We start from the raw sequence: 15273 nt of genomic DNA on the forward strand, positions 1-15273 counted from the left end.
GCGCCAGGAACGTCGCCGTCATCGGCGCCCTGGTCGCCGCGACCGGGTTCGGCGAACCCGCCAACTACAGCGCTCCGTCACAACCGGGTGCCGGAACCCCGGCCGGGCGGCGCCGGGCACTGCCGAAGGCGGAGCTGGAGCGCCACTGACGCCCGCGGCACTACGGGTTCTCAGGCGCCGCCCCCCGGAGGCGGCGCCTCGTCCCGCTCCGCGCGAAGCACGTCGCGCAGCCGCGCGAGCGCCTTGCCCCCGTCGCGCCTCCTGTGGCCGTGGACGCGCGGGTCGTCGGTCACGTCGTACCGCTTCACATACGCGCCGAGGAACGCCTGGAGCGTGGCGATCGCCGGGATCGCGATCAGCGCGCCGACCGCCCCCAGCAGCGCCGTGCCCGCGACGACCGAGCCGAAGGCCACCGCGGGGTGAATGGCGACCGTTTTGGAAGTGAGTTTGGGCTGCAACACATAGTTCTCGAACTGCTGGTAGATCAAGACGAATCCGAGCACCCACAGCGCGTACCAGGGATCGACGGTGAAGGCGATCAGCATCGGCAGGGCGCCCGCCAGATACGTGCCGATGGTCGGGATGAACTGCGAGACCAGACCGACCCAGACAGCGAGCGCCGGGGCGTACGGCACCCCCAGTATCTCCAGCAGGATGTAGTGCGCGACGCCGGAGATCAGCGCCATCAGGCCGCGCGAGTAGATGTATCCGCCCGTCTTGTCGACGGCGATCTCCCAGGCGCGCAGCACCTCGGCCTGCTTGGTCGGCGGCAGTACGGAGCAGATCGCCCGGCGCAGCCGGGGCCCGTCGGCGGCGAAGTAGAACGAGAACAGGAAGATCGTCAGCAGCTTGAACAGTCCGCCCAGCACGGTGGCGGAGATGTCCAGTACGCCGCTCGCGCTGTTCTGTACGTACTTTCGCAGCCAGTCCGAGCGCAGCACGCTGTCCTGGACCTCGACCCGCGAGAGTTCGGTGTGGAAGGTTCCGTTGATCCAGCGGATCACCGAGTCCAGGTACTTGGGGAAGTCCTCGACCATGTCGACGATCTGGCCCGCCAGCATCGAACCGAGGAGGACGACGAAGCCGACGCCAACGGCGATCACGGCGAAGAAGACGAGGAAAGTGGCCAGGCCGCGGCGCATGCCACGGGCCGCCATCCTGCCCACCGCCGGCTCGATCGCCAGCGCCAGGAAGAAGGCGATCAGGATATTGATCAGCAGGCCGATGAGCTGGTGGAAGGCCCAGCTGCCGAGCTGGAAGCAGGCGTACAGCGCCAGCCCGAGCACCATGGCGCGCGGCAGCCAGCAGGGCATACGGGCCGGGCCGAGGGATCCGGCCACCGGTGCGGGAGGCGGGGCGTTAGGCGGGGTCACGTCCTGAGCGGGCGTGTCCTGCTCGGTCTTGTCAGTCTCGGCCACGAGATCCAGTGTCACCTACCGATCTCACTGCTTGTCGGCCGGGACGCCCACCGCGGCGCAGACCCCACGCCATACATCCTTCGCCTCCCACCCGGCGGCCAGCGCCTCATGCACCGTACGGCCCCCGAGCTCGGCCATCACATGGTCGCGCGCGAAGGAATCGGCGTAGGCCTGACCGAAATGGTCCGCCATCCGCTCCCAGAAAATCGTCAACCGCATGACGTCAGTATCCCGCCCCTGGGGGTGCAGCCGTGTCCCTCCCCCTTGCCGAAAGCCCTTTCCGCCCTACGGTCGGAGCATGGCTGGAACCGGAGCAATCAGGGGTGGCACGCCTGGCTGTTCAGGGCCACGGACTTCTGCTGGACCGCCGTCGAAGGTCTTGAGAAGTCCCATCCGTACGAGATCGAGGCCGCGGTCGCCTTCCTGGACGGGGTCCCGGACCGCTCGCGCGCCGAGGCCGCCGCGGACCGGCTCGGCCGGCTGGTGCGCGAGCAGGGCCTGGCGGTCCTCGACCCGGACCGGCTCGAGGAGTACCCGCCCGCCCCCGGCTACGCGGCGGGCGAGCGCCACTTCCCGTACGACTACGCCCGTACGCCCCAGTCGCTCGCCCGCCGCTGGTTCACCGACGAGGAAATGGCGCGCTCGCTGGAGCATCTCGCGAGCGAGCAGCGAGAGGACGGCGGCTGGCCGGTCAACTGGCGGCAGTGGGCGCCCGGCACAGCCCTGGAGGCGCGGCCGATCGTGACCATCGAGGCGCTGCGGACGCTACGGGCGCACGGCCGCGCGATCGCCTGAGGCATCCGATCTGTCCGCGGGCTCAGCCGCCGAGCGCGCGCACGCCCGCCGTGACTGCCACCGCGGCCGCCACGACCACCAGGAAGGGGGCGCGCAGCACCAGCGCGAGCGCCGCTGCCGCAAGTCCCGCCGCCCGTGCGTCGAGGACGAGGGAGCTGTCCGTGCTGAACGTCTGTTGCGCGGTGAGCGCGGCCAGCAGGGCGACGGGCAGGAGCGCGGCGAGCCGCTGGACGAGGGGGCGTTCAAGGGCGTCGGCCGGAACCAGCAGGCCGGCCAGCTTGACGAGGTAGCAGCCGACGGCAGTCGCCGCGATCGCGATCCAGATGCTCAACGGTCCTCACCCTTCGTACGGTCTGCATTGCTGCCGCGGGCGATCGAGCGCCCCTTGAACCACAGGACGGCGGGCGCGGCCAGCGCGGCCACCAGCACCGGCACCCCGGCGGGCAGCACCGGCAGAAACGCGAGCCCGAGCACCACGGCGAGCCCGGCGACTGCTCGCTCGGTCGTCGTACGGAGCATCGGGGCGAGGAGCGCGAGGAAGACGGCCGGGCCCGCGGCGTCCAGACCCCACGCGTCGGTGTCACCGAGGGCCTCGGCGCCCAGCACCCCGCCGAGCGTGGTCAGGTTCCACAGGCCGTAGAGCGTCAGCCCGGTGACGGTGAAGCCGAGGCGCGCGGCACGCCGCGTGGGCTGGGCGAGGGCGACGGCCGTGGTCTCGTCGATGACCCAGTGCGCGGCGAGGGGGCGTACGAAGCGTGGCAGGGCGAGAAGCTGCGACAGCCGCAGCCCGTAGAAGGCGTTGCGTACGCCGAGGAAGAAGGCGCCGGCCGCGGCGGCGAGGGGGTTGCCGCCGGCCGCGAGCGCGCCGACCAGCGCGAACTGCGAGGCGCCGGTGAAGACCAGCAGGCTGAGCACGCAGGTCTGCAGGAGGCTGAGGCCTGCTCCCGCGGAGGTCACGCCGAAAGCGAACCCGGACAGGCCGACGGCGATGCCGACGCCGAGCGCGTCGCGCACGACCGCCGAATCCGGCTTGGGCACCCGCTCAGCGGCGGCTGTGCGTATCCCTGCGGATGTCCCTGCGGGAGTCTTCGGGCGAGACTCTGGATGAGCTGTCTGTTCTGCCACGCCGTAGACGCTACGCGGGGCGCTCACCGGCGGTCTTGTACGTTCTTGCGCTCCCTGCGGTACGCGCCGGGCGGGACGCCGACGATCCGCGTGAAGTGCCGGTTCAGATGCGGCTGGTCGGTGAAACCGACGGCCACGGCCGCATCGGCGGGCGCCGTCCCGGCGTCCAGAAGGTGGCGGGCGCGCCGCACGCGCGCATCGGTGAGCCAGGTGTGCGGCGGCATGCCGTACGCCGCCTTGAAGGCGCGCAGCAGCGCGAAGGGGCTCGTACCGAGCTCCTTCGCAAGCCCCTCCAGGGAGGGCGGCTCGGCCATCCGCTCCTCCAGCAGCGCCCGCGCGCGAGCCGCGTTGCGCGCCCCGGCCGAGCGCGGCTGGAGCACCGGCAGCCGGCCCCCGTGGCTGCGCAGCATCCGCGCCGTGACCAGCCTCAGCATGCTGTCGGCCGCCAGAGCGTTGCCTTCCTCGGCCGCTCTGTGCACTTCGACGACGAGCCGGGCGGCGTACGGATCGTCCACGACGGGGCTGGTGAAGCCCACCGATCCGCGCAGCGCGACGGTGTCGGCGGCGATCGAGTCGATCAGCTCGGCGGTCGGATAGAGCGTGCGATAGGTCCATCCCTCGGGGACGCCCGCGTGCCCGGTGTGCGAGGTGTCGGGGTTCACCAGCGCGATCTGCCCGGGCCCTGCCTGCACCAGGTCGTTGCGGTAATGGAACGCCTCGACGCCCTCGGTGATCGCGGCGAACACGAACGTCTCGTGCGTGTGCCGGGCGAACGTCTTCCGTATGTAGTGGGCGTGCAGGAGATCGACGCCGGGCAGGTCAGGGTACTGCCAGTACCGCGCCTGCTCCCGTGCTGCCATGGCTCCATTCTGCGTCACGACCGCGGGAGCCGGAACGGAGATTTCCCCAGGTCCGGGCGATTGTCAGTGGCGCGGTGCACGATGGGGGGCATGGCCAGGACTGCACTCGACTCCTTCTCTCCCGCGACCCGGAGCTGGTTCACGGGAGCCTTCAGCGCGCCCACCGCCGCGCAGGAGGGAGCCTGGCAGGCCATCGGGGAGGGCTCGGACGTGCTGGTCGTGGCCCCGACGGGCTCCGGCAAGACACTGGCCGCGTTCCTCGCCGCGCTGGACCGGCTGGCGTCCTCCCCACCGCCCGCGGACCCGAAGATGCGCTGCCGCGTGTTGTATGTGTCTCCGCTCAAGGCCCTCGCGGTCGATGTGGAGCGCAATCTCCGCAGTCCGCTCACCGGAATCCGGCAGGAGTCGGTGCGGCTCGGGCTGCCCGAGCCGGAGGTGCGGGTCGGCATCCGCTCGGGCGACACCCCGGCCGCCGAGCGGCGCTCCCTTGCCACCAAACCGCCGGACATCCTGATCACGACACCCGAGTCGCTGTTCCTGATGCTCACCTCCTCGACCCGCGACGCGCTTGCGGGCATCGAGACGGTGATCCTGGACGAGGTGCACGCCGTCGCGGGGACGAAGCGGGGCGCGCATCTCGCCATGTCGCTGGAGCGCCTCGACGAGCTGCTGCCGCGCCCTGCCCGGCGGATCGGCCTGTCGGCCACGGTGCGGCCGGTGGACGAGGTGGCCCGCTATCTGTCGCCGCAGCGCAAGGTGGAGATCGTCCAGCCCCCCTCGGGCAAGGAATTCGACCTGTCAGTGGTCGTACCGGTGGAGGATCTGGGCGAATTGGGCGGCTCCCCCGCCTCCGAATCGGACGGCGGAGAGAAGCCGTCGATCTGGCCGCATGTCGAGGAGAAGATCGCCGACCTCGTCCAGGCGCACCGCTCGACGATCGTCTTCGCCAACTCCCGCCGGCTCGCCGAGCGGCTGTGCAACCGCCTCAACGAGATCGCGTACGAGCGTGCCACAGGCCAGGCGATGCCCGAAGGGGCGCCACCGGCCGAGATCATGGCGCAGTCCGGGGCCGCGCAGGGCGCACCTGCCCTCCTCGCCCGCGCGCACCACGGCTCGGTCTCCAAGGAACAGCGCGCCCTGGTCGAAGAGGACCTCAAAGCGGGCCGGCTGCCCGCCGTCGTCGCCACCTCCAGCCTGGAGCTGGGCATCGACATGGGCGCGGTGGATCTGGTGGTCCAGGTCGAGTCACCGCCGTCGGTCGCCTCCGGCCTGCAGCGGGTCGGCCGCGCGGGACACCAGGTGGGCGCGGTCTCCACGGGCGTCGTCTTCCCCAAGTACCGCGGCGATCTCGTGCAGGCGGCAGTGGTCACCGAGCGGATGCGCAGCGGCTCGATCGAAGCACTGCGCATCCCGTCCAACCCCCTGGACGTACTGGCCCAGCAGCTGGTCGCGATGGTCGCCCTGGACACCTGGCAGGTCGATGATCTGCTGGCGCTGACGCGCCGGGCCGCGCCGTTCGCCTCGCTCCCCGAGTCGGCCTTCACCGCCGTCCTCGACATGCTCGCCGGGCGCTATCCCTCCGATGCCTTCGCCGAGCTGCGCCCGCGCGTGGTGTGGGACCGCGTCGCCGGTACGGTCACGGGCCGGCCGGGGGCGCAACGCCTCGCGGTCACCTCCGGCGGCACCATCCCCGATCGCGGGCTGTTCGGGGTGTTCCTCGCGGGGGCGGATCCCAAGAAGGGCGGTGGCCGGGTCGGCGAGCTGGACGAGGAGATGGTGTACGAGTCCCGGGTGGGCGATGTCTTCACCCTCGGTACCACCTCCTGGCGTATCGAGGACATCACGCGCGACCGGGTGCTGGTCTCACCCGCCCCCGGGGTGCCGGGCCGGCTCCCGTTCTGGAAGGGCGACCAGCTGGGCCGCCCGCTCGAACTGGGCCGCGCGGTGGGCGCGTTCCTGCGGGAGGTCGGCGGCCTGAGCACCGAGGACGCCCGGCTGCGCCTGCTGGCCGCAGGGCTTGACGCCTGGGCTGCCGACAATGTCCTCGGCTATCTGGACGAGCAGCGCCGTGCGTGCGGCCATGTCCCCGACGACCGGACGATCCTCGTCGAGCGTTTCCGGGACGAGCTGGGCGACTGGCGGGTCGTCATCCACTCCCCGTTCGGCGCCCAGGTGCATGCCCCCTGGGCGCTGGCGCTCAGTGCCCGGCTCGGCGAGCGGTACGGCATGGACGCGCAGGTGATGCACGCCGACGACGGCATCGTGCTGCGGCTGCCCGACGCCGATCTGATGGGTCTGGACCTGCTCGACCAGGACCCGGTCCATCTCGACTCGACGTTCGACAGCGAGCAGGCTCCGGTCGGCGCGGCGGACGCCGTCTTCGACAAGGGCGAGATCAATCAGATCGTCACCGACCAGGTGGGCGGCTCCGCGCTGTTCGCCTCCCGGTTCCGGGAGTGCGCCGCGCGTGCGCTGCTGCTGCCCCGGCGCAATCCCGGCAAGCGCACCCCGCTGTGGCAGCAGCGCCAGCGCGCGGCCCAACTGCTCCAGGTGGCGAGCGAGTTCGGGTCCTTCCCGATCGTCCTCGAAGCGGTCCGCGAGTGCCTCCGGGACGTGTTCGACGTCCCGGGGCTCACGGAGCTGATGGGCGACATCGAGTCCCGCCGGGTCAGGCTGGTCGAGGTCACCACGCCCGAGCCCTCGCCCTTCGCACGCTCGCTGCTCTTCGGCTATGTCGCGCAGTTCCTGTACGAGGGGGACTCGCCCCTCGCCGAGCGGCGCGCCGCAGCCCTCTCCCTCGACTCCCGGCTGCTGGCCGAGCTGCTCGGCCAGGCCGAGCTGCGCGAGCTGCTCGACCCCGAGACGCTGACCGAGCTGGAGCGGGAGCTGCAATGGCTCACCGAGGACCGCCGAATCAAGGACGAGGAGGGCGTTGCCGACCTGCTGCGGATCCTCGGCCCGCTGACCGACGCCGAGCTGGTCGAGCGCGGCGGCGACCCGGAATGGCCGCGGGAACTGGCCGCATCCCGCCGCGCCATCCGGGTCAGGATCGCGGGCGCCGACCACTGGGCGGCGGTCGAGGACGCGGGCCGACTGCGCGACGCGCTGGGCACGGCTCTGCCGGTGGGCGTGCCGGAAGCGTTCACCGAGCCGGTCAAGGACCCGCTCGGCGACCTCCTCGCCCGGTTCGCGCGTACGCACGGGCCGTTCACCTCCACCCAGGCGGCGGCGCGCTTCGGGCTCGGCGTGGCCGTCACAGAGGGCGCTCTGCAACGCCTCGCGGCGAGCGGACGGGTCGTGCAGGGCGAGTTCCACCCCTCCGGCATCGGCCAGGAGTGGTGCGACGCGACCGTGCTGCGCCGGCTGCGCCGCCGCTCGCTGGCCGCGCTGCGCCATGAGCTGGAGCCGGTCCCGCCCGCCGCGCTCGCGACGTTCCTCCCGAAGTGGCAGCACATGGGCAGCAACAGCCTGCGCGGCATCGACGGCCTTGCCCGCGCGGTCGAGCAGCTCCAAGGGGCCGCGGTCCCGGCCTCCGCCCTCGAGAAGCTGATCCTCCCGTCCCGCGTCCTTGGGTATGCCCCCGGTCTCCTGGACGAACTGACCACGACGGGCGAGGTCATCTGGGCCGGAGCGGGCTCGCTGCCCGGCAAGGACGGCTGGATCTCCCTCTACCTCGCCGACGCCGCGCCCCTGCTCCTGCCCCAGCCCCATCCGCTGGAGCTCACGGCGCTCCACGAGTCCGTGCTCCGCGCCCTGTCCCCCGGCTACGGCCTGTTCTTCCGTCAGATCGCCGACCAGGTCAGGGCCACCACCCACCCCGACGCCACCGACCCCCAACTGGCCGACACCATCTGGGACCTGGCATGGTCCGGTCGGCTCACCAACGACACCCTGGCGCCGCTGCGTTCGCTGCTCGGCTCGGGCCGGACGGCAGGGTCGACGGCCCATCGCGCCAAACGGACGGTGCCGCGCGGGCGGTACGGCAGCCTCACGGCGGCCGCCCGTCCCGCTTCCCGTACCGGCCCGCCGACGGTGAGCGGACGCTGGTCACTGCTGCCGACCTCCGAGCCCGACCCGACCCACCGCGCGCACGCCCTCGCCCGCACCCTTCTGGACCGCCATGGCGTGGTGACCCGGGGCGCGGTAGCGGCCGAGGGCGTGGAGGGCGGCTTCTCGGCCACGTACCGCATCCTCTCGGCCTTCGAGGACAGCGGTCAGGCGCGGCGCGGTTATGTAGTGGAGGGGCTGGGGGCGGCGCAGTTCGCGATGGACGGCGCGGTCGACCGCCTCCGTGCGGCTGCCACGGCGAGAGACCGGGCCGACGGGCAGACGGCGCCGCAAGCCGTGGTGCTGGCCGCCGCCGACCCCGCCAATGCGTACGGCGCGGCGCTACCCTGGCCCGAGCCGCCGACGGGCGCCGGCCACAAGCCCGGCCGGAAGGCGGGCTCCCTGGTCGTCCTGGTCGACGGCGAGCTCACGCTGTACATGGAGCGCGGCGGCAAGACTCTGCTGGCCTGGGCGACCGACCCGGACTCCGCCGCGCTCCACGCGGCGGCCGAGGCGCTGGCACACGCGGCCCGGGCGGGCGCCCTCGGCACGGTCACCGTCGAGCGTGCCAACGGCATACCGGCGCTCACCTCGCCGCTGGCCCGCGCCCTGGAGACGGCGGGCTTCCACGCCACCCCCAGAGGCCTGCGGCTGCGCCCCTGACGGCGCGCCGTCTGGGGCGCGGCCAGACGGCGATCGGCGCGGCGGGCGCCCCCGCGGCCTGACCGCGAAACGGCGCTCCCCACCGGCCGCGCCCCCACCGCGCCCGGGCCTCCGCCCACCGCGCCCCGACCGGCCCGAGCCCGCGGCTCGGGCATGCCCGCGCCCCGACCGGGCCCGCGCCGCCACCCACCACAGGCCGACCGCACGACTCAGACCGCGAGACGGCGTGCATCGCCCGCGCCCCGCCGGCGACCCCGACCGCGCCGCAGGCGGCGAAACAGCGTGCCCCGTCCGCGTCCACACCACGACGGCGGCCCACGCCTCCGGGCTGACCACGAGCCCGGCGCCCCCGACCGCTCCCCCACCCCCAGATGGCTCGCCCCGCCCACGGCCCCGATGATCGCGCCCCCTACCCTCGCCCCGTCCCGCATCATGGATCCATGCCCGAAGGAGACACCGTCTGGCTGACCGCCCAGCGCCTGCACACCGCCCTCGCCGGGCAGGTCCTCACCCGGTCCGACTTGCGCGTCCCGCGCTTCGCCAATGCCGACCTCACCGGCCGGACCGTCCTTGACGTCACGCCGCGCGGCAAACACCTGCTCACCCGAGTCGAGGGCGGCCTCACCCTCCACTCCCACCTCCGTATGGACGGCTCCTGGCAGGTGTACGGCTCCGGCGAGCGCTGGCGCGGCGGCCCCGCGCACCAGATCCGCGCGATCCTCGGCAACGCCGAGCACACCGCCGTCGGCTACCGCCTCCCCGTCCTGGAGCTGCTGCACACCGCCGCCGAGGCCAAGGCCGTGGGCCATCTCGGCCCCGATCTGCTGGGCCCCGACTGGGACGCGGACACCGCCGTCGCGAACCTCCTCACCGATCCGGCCCGCCCCCTCGGCGAGGTCCTGCTCGACCAGCGCAACCTCGCCGGTATCGGCAATGTCTACAAGTCAGAGCTGGCCTTCCTGGCCCGTGTGACGCCCTGGCTGCCCGTCGGCGAGCTGCCCGCCGACACCCCTCATCGGCTCGTCGTCACCGCGCACCGGCTCCTCGAAGCGAACAAGAACCGCTTCGATCGCCGCACCACAACCACCGACGACCGCGCCCCGCGCACCACAAGCTCCATCCGCAGCCCCCACAGCCCCCGCCGCCCCGGCCCGCGCCTGCATGTCTACGGCCGCGAGGGCCAGCCATGCCTGCGCTGCGGGACCCCGATCCGCAAGGCCGACCAGGGCGACGGCAGCCGCGAACGCCCCACCTACTGGTGCCCGCGCTGCCAATCCGGACCCACTAGTTGACGATCCGTCAGATCCAGTCGTACGGTCCCCGCATGCCCATCAAGGCGTACGACCTCACCGGCCGCACCGCGTTCGTCACCGGCGCGGCCGGCGGCATAGGCCGCGCCTCGGCCGCCCTCCTCGCCGAGGCGGGAGCCACCGTCCACTGCGCCGACATCGACGAGAAGGGCCTCCACGAGACACGCGCCCAGATCACCGACGCGGCCGGCACAGCCCACGCCCACCCCCTCGACGTCACCGACCGTGCCCAGCTCAAGGCCGCGATCGAGCACATCGAGAGCACCGGTCGGCTCGACATCCTGGCCGCCATCGCCGGAATCATGCACAGCAGCCCCGTCCTGGAGACGAGGGACGAGGACCTCGACCGCGTCCTCGCGGTCAACTTCAAAGGGATCCTGTACGCCTGCCAGGAGTCGGCCCGTGCCATGATCGCCGCGGGCACACACGGCTCCATCGTCACCATGGCCTCCGGCGCCGTGGACGCCGCGAACGCCGGTCTGCTCTGCTACAGCGGGCCAAAGCGGCAGTCGTCCAGCTCACCAAGACCCTCGCGACCGAACTCGGCCCGCACTCCATCCGCGTCAACGCCGTCGCCCCCGGCTGGATCCGCACCCCCATGACCGACCGCCACAACGCAATGCTCCAGCACCAGGCCGAGGCGGCGATGGTCCGAATCTCCCCGCTCCGCCGCGTCGGCGAGCCCGAGGACATCGCCCATACGGTCCTTCACCTGGCGTCCGACGCGTCCGCCTTCACTACGGGCCAGATTCTGCGCCCGAACGGCGGCGTCGCGATGCCTTGGTGATCCCACCGCGCGTGCTCCCACGCGACACCGTGACATGCACAGGCAGCAGACTGAGCCCCCACCCGCCTGCCGCCACCGCCCCTTCGACAAGCCCCGCCTGATGCGGAACGAGCACCAGCCGGAGCATGGCCCACCACCACAGCCCGCCGGCCACGAGCCCGAGAGCGGTCACCGGCACGAGGACGACACCGCGCACTGCCATGGCTGCCTCCTCCGGCCCACGCTAGACCGGCGCGATCACCCACCGGGAGGGCGCACCGGATGCACAGCCCGGCGCGCGGGACACCGGTCACCTCACCCCAGACTGCGACGAGGAGCCGCTATCCGCAGACCGGGACGCGGACGACGTCGCATCGACAGCCCCGGCCCCGACCACGGGGCCGGGGGCCGCAGAGCCAACACCTACGGGCTCTCCGCCTGGAACATCCACGCATGCTTCTCGAGGTCCGCCGTGAGCCCGATCAGCACATCCTGAGTCACCGGATCCGGATCCGCGGTCGCCACGATCCGCTCCCGCATCCGCCCGATCACCGCGCCGAGCGCGTCCACCAGCGTCTGCACGGCGTCCCCGTCCTTTATCCAGCCCTCCGGCACCGCGCCGATCGCGCTCTGCGCCGCCACCGTCGCGGCCCGACCGTCCGGCGTCACCCCGATCGCCGACGCACGCTCGGCCACGGTGTCGGAGTGCATCCGTGCCGTGGCCACGACCTCGTCGAGCTGGAGATGTATGGACCGGAAGCGGGGGCCGACGACATTCCAGTGGACCTGCTTCGCCACCAGCGAGAGATCCACCAGATCGACGAGCGCGCCCCTCAGCGCATCGCCGACTGTCTTGAGATCCGCCTCGGACAGGGAGCTCTTTACGACAGACATGGATGTCCTCCACTCGGTTCGCAGATACCTGTCCACCATGGCACAAATACCTCAAACCGGGCATTCGCCGACAAAACTAAAAGCCCCGGCCCTCCGCCCAGCAGAGGCAGTAGACCGGGGCTCAGCTCCAACCAAGCCGTGCAGTGCCGTACGGATCAGGCGGCGACGACGTCGACCGCCTCCGCAGGCGCCTTGATCGTCACCCGCTCCGTCGGTACACCCGCCACCGACGTCACGGAGACCGAATTGAGCATTGGACGTACTGGCGCAGGCACCGGCTCACTCGCCGCTGCCGACTCGGCCAGCTCGGCCAACGACAGCTCGTCGCTCACTTCACGCATGAGCTCGGACATCCGTACGTCAAGCGCGTCGCAGATCGCGGAGAGCAGCTCGGACGATGCCTCCTTCTGCCCCCGCTCCACCTCGGAGAGATAGCCGAGCGATACTCGGGCGGACGAGGAGACTTCGCGCAGAGTACGGCCCTGGCGCTGGCGCTGCCGACGCAGCACGTCACCAAGCAGGCGACGGAGCAGAATCATCGGTGGCTCCCTCCTCGGTCCGCGTAGCCGCATCCTTCACGCCCCACCGTACCGCCTTGTGCCGCGGCCGTGCGGGGAGCGATGTCGTGTTCACTCAGGGCTGCAAACATCAAGTCCCCCCGTTCTGTTCCGTATCCTGTGCCCGCTGTTCCGTATCCTGTGCTCGCGCATTCTCGTGCAGTTCCCCGGAGAGCAGCTCGAGCACGCTCCGTACACTCTCTCTACGGATTTCCGCCCGGTCACCGTTCAACCGCAACGCGGCCACTTTCCCGGCGCCGCCCGGCCCCGTGACGGCCAGATAGACCGTCCCGACGGGCTGCCCGTCCTGTGGTTCCGGGCCGGCCACACCCGTGGTCGCGATGCCCCAGACGGCGCCCAGCGCTTCCCGTACCCCGGCCGCCATCTGCCGTGCGACCTCGGGATCCACCGCGCCGCGCTCCGCCAGGAGAGTCCCGTCGACGCCGAGAATATCCCTCTTGAGAGTGGTTGCGTACGCCGTGACGGACCCGCGGAAGGACTTCGAGGCACCAGGGACAGAAGTGAGCTCGGCGGCCACCAGACCGCCGGTCAGCGACTCGGCGACGGCCAGCGTCTCGCCACGTTCCGCAAGCAGCGCCAGCACCCGAGCCGCGGTCTTCACCGCTTTTTCCCGGCGTTCCCTGCGTTCCCCGCCTCGTCGGCCGCCGCCCGCTCGGCGGCCAGTCCCCTGCGCCTCAGCACAATCGCCTGTCGCACATAGTCGAGGCCGGTGACCACCGTCAGCACGACGGCCAGCGCCATCACCCAGAAGCGCAGGGTGGCCAGCGGACCGGTCAGCGCCAGGACATACATCCCGACCGCCGTGCCCTGCGCGAGGGTCTTCAGCTTGCCGCCGCGACTGGCTGGAATCACCCCGTGCCGGATCACCCAGAACCGCATCAGCGTGATCCCGAGCTCACGGAAGAGAATGACTCCGGTCACCCACCACGGCAGATCGCCGAGCGCCGACAGACAGATCAGCCCGGCGGCCATGATCGCCTTGTCGGCGATCGGGTCGGCGATCTTCCCAAAGTCGGTGACCAGGTTGTACGTACGCGCCAGATGGCCGTCGAAGATGTCGGTGATCATGGCGACGGCGAACGCCGCCCACGCCCAGGCCCGCCAGGCCGGGTCGTATCCGCCGTCCTGCAGCATCAGCATGACGAAGCCGGGCACGAGCGCCAGGCGGATCATGGTGAGGATGTTGGCGATGTTCCAGAGGCTGGCCTGATTGACGGCCGCAGCGCCGAGCTTGCCGCCGGGCGCGGGCCTACCGGTGCTGCCCCCCGCGGATGCCGGCACTCCGGTCATGTGCCCGCCTCCTCAAGACATTCGGCCACCAGGTCGACGCCTTCCGTGCCCACGGCCTTTGCCGCGACGATACGACCGGGTACGAGCCCCTCGCTCGAAGTGAAGACCACCTGCCCGTCCGTCTCCGGCGCCTGGTGCGCCGCACGGCCCACTGCACCGTCCTCGCCGTCCACGGACTCGACCAGCACCTCAAGGGCCTCGCCGAGCCGCTCCTCGGCGCGCTGCGCGGTCAGCTCCTCCGCGAGCCGCGACAGATGCCCGAGACGTTCGGCGATGACGTCGGCGTCCAGCTTGTTGTCGTACGAGACAGCCTCGGTGCCGTCCTCGTCGGAGTAGCCGAAGACGCCGATGGCATCCAGGCGCGCATCGGTGAGGAAGTTTTCCAGCTCGGCGAAGTCCGCCTCGGTCTCGCCGGGGAAGCCGACGATGAAGTTGGACCGCACACCCGCCTGCGGGGCCTTGCCGCGGATGGTCGACAACAGCTCCAGGAAACGCTCGGTGTCGCCGAAGCGCCGCATCGCGCGCAGCACCCCCGGTGCGGAGTGCTGGAAGGACAGGTCGAAGTACGGAGCGATCTTCGGCGTCGCGGTGAGGACCTCGATCAGCCCGGGCCGCATCTCGGCGGGCTGCAGATAGCTGACCCGCACCCGCTCGATGCCGTCGACCTCGGCCAACTCCGGCAGCAGGGTCTCCAGGAGGCGGATGTCGCCGAGATCCTTGCCGTACGAGGTGTTGTTCTCGGAGACCAGCATGACCTCCTTCACGCCCTGCTCGGCCAGCCAGCGCGTCTCGCCGAGCACATCGCTGGGCCGCCGCGAGATGAACGAGCCGCGGAAGGACGGAATGGCGCAGAAGGAACAGCGCCGGTCGCAGCCGGAGGCGAGCTTCACCGAGGCGACGGGGCTGGTGCCGAGACGGCGACGCAGGGGCGCACGCGGCCCGGACACCGGGGCGACCCCCTCAGGCAGATCCTCGGGGGCGGGCGCGATGTAACCGTGGCCGGGCAGCGCCACATCGGACGCCTCCTGCCGTTCGACCGGGCTCAACGGCAGCAGCTTGCGGCGGTCGCGCGGGGTGTGCGAAGCGTGGATGCCGCCGTTGAGGATGGTCTGGAGGCGGTCGGAGATGTCGGCGTAGTCGTCGAATCCGAGCACGCCGTCCGCCTCGGGCAGCGCGTCGGCCAGCTCCTTGCCGTACCGCTCGGCCATGCAGCCGACCGCGACCACGGCCTGGGTCTTACCGTGGTCCTTGAGATCGTTGGCTTCGAGCAAGGCGTCGACGGAGTCCTTCTTGGCGGCCTCGACGAATCCGCAGGTGTTGACGACTGCGACATCCGCGTCGGCGGCTTCCTCGACGAGCTCCCAGCCGTCCGCTGCCAAGCGGCCTGCGAGCTCCTCCGAGTCCACCTCGTTACGGGCGCAGCCAAGAGTGACAAGGGCGACGGTACGGCGTTCGGGCATGGGGTCAAGACTACTTTGTCCTGACCCACGCCCCGGCCCCGAGGGTTCTCGGGACTCCGCAGCCCAT

13 protein-coding genes and 2 pseudogenes are annotated in these 15273 nt (G+C 71.6%); 4 read left to right on the forward strand and 11 right to left on the reverse strand.

Annotated elements, in window-relative coordinates; all coding sequences use genetic code 11:
- Positions 1–170: 170 nt before the first annotated feature.
- Together ACWDO5_RS26385 and ACWDO5_RS26390 are read right to left on the reverse strand one after the other, a co-directional pair.
- A complete protein-coding gene (locus tag ACWDO5_RS26385; protein ID WP_450532850.1) occupies positions 171–1418 on the reverse strand; it encodes an AI-2E family transporter in 1248 nt (415 codons plus the stop codon).
- A 24-nt stretch (positions 1419–1442) separates the two neighbouring features.
- On the reverse strand, positions 1443–1637 hold the full coding sequence (locus ACWDO5_RS26390; RefSeq protein ID WP_307660730.1) for a DUF3046 domain-containing protein: 195 nt from the start codon (positions 1635–1637) through the stop codon (positions 1443–1445).
- 96 nt (positions 1638–1733) lie between these two features.
- Between ACWDO5_RS26390 and ACWDO5_RS26395 the strand changes: the two are divergent.
- Positions 1734–2213 (forward strand): annotated as a pseudogene (locus ACWDO5_RS26395) (hypothetical protein); the annotation flags it as partial.
- 22 nt (positions 2214–2235) lie between these two features.
- Here the strand turns inward: ACWDO5_RS26395 and ACWDO5_RS26400 are convergent.
- The 3 genes from ACWDO5_RS26400 to ACWDO5_RS26410 are packed head-to-tail and all read right to left on the reverse strand — an operon-like array spanning position 2236 to position 4198.
- Positions 2236–2544 carry an AzlD domain-containing protein gene (locus ACWDO5_RS26400; RefSeq protein WP_450532851.1) on the reverse strand — a complete coding sequence of 103 codons (309 nt, stop codon included), beginning with the start codon at positions 2542–2544 and terminating at the stop codon, positions 2236–2238.
- A complete protein-coding gene (locus ACWDO5_RS26405; RefSeq protein ID WP_450532852.1) occupies positions 2541–3338 on the reverse strand; it encodes an AzlC family ABC transporter permease in 798 nt (265 codons plus the stop codon). Before ACWDO5_RS26405 ends, ACWDO5_RS26400 begins: the two co-directional genes overlap by 4 nt.
- 23 nt (positions 3339–3361) lie before the next feature.
- Positions 3362–4198, reverse strand: a complete 837-nt coding sequence (locus ACWDO5_RS26410; protein ID WP_450532853.1) for an AraC family ligand binding domain-containing protein — start codon at positions 4196–4198, stop codon at positions 3362–3364.
- A 90-nt stretch (positions 4199–4288) separates the two neighbouring features.
- Here ACWDO5_RS26410 and ACWDO5_RS26415 point away from each other — a divergent pair, with 90 nt between their 5' ends.
- From ACWDO5_RS26415 to ACWDO5_RS26425, 3 genes and pseudogenes are all read left to right on the forward strand, one after another.
- Positions 4289–8908 (forward strand): ATP-dependent helicase, encoded by a 4620-nt coding sequence (locus ACWDO5_RS26415; protein WP_450532854.1) that lies wholly within the window; start codon positions 4289–4291, stop codon positions 8906–8908.
- Between the two features lie 440 nt (positions 8909–9348).
- A complete protein-coding gene (locus tag ACWDO5_RS26420) occupies positions 9349–10200 on the forward strand; it encodes an Fpg/Nei family DNA glycosylase (protein WP_450532855.1) in 852 nt (283 codons plus the stop codon).
- 32 nt (positions 10201–10232) lie between these two features.
- Positions 10233–11005 (forward strand): annotated as a pseudogene (locus ACWDO5_RS26425) (SDR family NAD(P)-dependent oxidoreductase).
- On the opposite strand, the gene ACWDO5_RS26430 reads toward ACWDO5_RS26425, so the two are convergent.
- The 6 genes from ACWDO5_RS26430 to rimO form a co-directional block, all read right to left on the reverse strand.
- On the reverse strand, positions 10956–11207 hold the full coding sequence (locus tag ACWDO5_RS26430; RefSeq protein ID WP_450532856.1) for a hypothetical protein: 252 nt from the start codon (positions 11205–11207) through the stop codon (positions 10956–10958). The pseudogene ACWDO5_RS26425 and the gene ACWDO5_RS26430 overlap by 50 nt on opposite strands.
- A gap of 200 nt (positions 11208–11407) precedes the next feature.
- On the reverse strand, positions 11408–11878 hold the full coding sequence (locus ACWDO5_RS26435; protein ID WP_450532857.1) for a Dps family protein: 471 nt from the start codon (positions 11876–11878) through the stop codon (positions 11408–11410).
- Positions 11879–12033: 155 nt separating this feature from the next.
- Positions 12034–12417 carry a helix-turn-helix domain-containing protein gene (locus tag ACWDO5_RS26440; protein ID WP_019889909.1) on the reverse strand — a complete coding sequence of 128 codons (384 nt, stop codon included), beginning with the start codon at positions 12415–12417 and terminating at the stop codon, positions 12034–12036.
- A 109-nt stretch (positions 12418–12526) separates the two neighbouring features.
- Complete coding sequence (locus ACWDO5_RS26445) at positions 12527–13057, reverse strand: CinA family protein (RefSeq protein ID WP_450532858.1); 531 nt, start codon at positions 13055–13057, stop codon at positions 12527–12529.
- Entirely contained in the window at positions 13054–13746 is a 693-nt protein-coding gene (gene pgsA / locus ACWDO5_RS26450) for a CDP-diacylglycerol--glycerol-3-phosphate 3-phosphatidyltransferase (RefSeq protein WP_450532859.1), read from the reverse strand. The genes ACWDO5_RS26445 and pgsA overlap by 4 nt, the downstream gene beginning before the upstream one ends.
- Positions 13743–15206 (reverse strand): 30S ribosomal protein S12 methylthiotransferase RimO, encoded by a 1464-nt coding sequence (gene rimO / locus ACWDO5_RS26455; protein WP_450532860.1) that lies wholly within the window; start codon positions 15204–15206, stop codon positions 13743–13745. The genes pgsA and rimO overlap by 4 nt, the downstream gene beginning before the upstream one ends.
- Positions 15207–15273: the final 67 nt, after the last annotated feature.

It is taken from the genome of Streptomyces sp. NPDC000880, from assembly GCF_053599675.1.

Coding starts and splice junctions, on each gene's coding strand:
- ACWDO5_RS26440 (WP_019889909.1), bottom strand. CDS start 12,417: ATGATTCTGCTCCGTCGCCTGCTTGGTGACGTGCTGCGTCGGCAGCGC.
- rimO (WP_450532860.1), bottom strand. CDS start 15,206: ATGCCCGAACGCCGTACCGTCGCCCTTGTCACTCTTGGCTGCGCCCGT.
- ACWDO5_RS26415 (WP_450532854.1), top strand. CDS start 4,289: ATGGCCAGGACTGCACTCGACTCCTTCTCTCCCGCGACCCGGAGCTGG.
- ACWDO5_RS26435 (WP_450532857.1), bottom strand. CDS start 11,878: ATGTCTGTCGTAAAGAGCTCCCTGTCCGAGGCGGATCTCAAGACAGTC.
- ACWDO5_RS26390 (WP_307660730.1), bottom strand. CDS start 1,637: ATGCGGTTGACGATTTTCTGGGAGCGGATGGCGGACCATTTCGGTCAG.
- ACWDO5_RS26420 (WP_450532855.1), top strand. CDS start 9,349: ATGCCCGAAGGAGACACCGTCTGGCTGACCGCCCAGCGCCTGCACACC.
- pgsA (WP_450532859.1), bottom strand. CDS start 13,746: ATGACCGGAGTGCCGGCATCCGCGGGGGGCAGCACCGGTAGGCCCGCG.
- ACWDO5_RS26410 (WP_450532853.1), bottom strand. CDS start 4,198: ATGGCAGCACGGGAGCAGGCGCGGTACTGGCAGTACCCTGACCTGCCC.
- ACWDO5_RS26430 (WP_450532856.1), bottom strand. CDS start 11,207: ATGGCAGTGCGCGGTGTCGTCCTCGTGCCGGTGACCGCTCTCGGGCTC.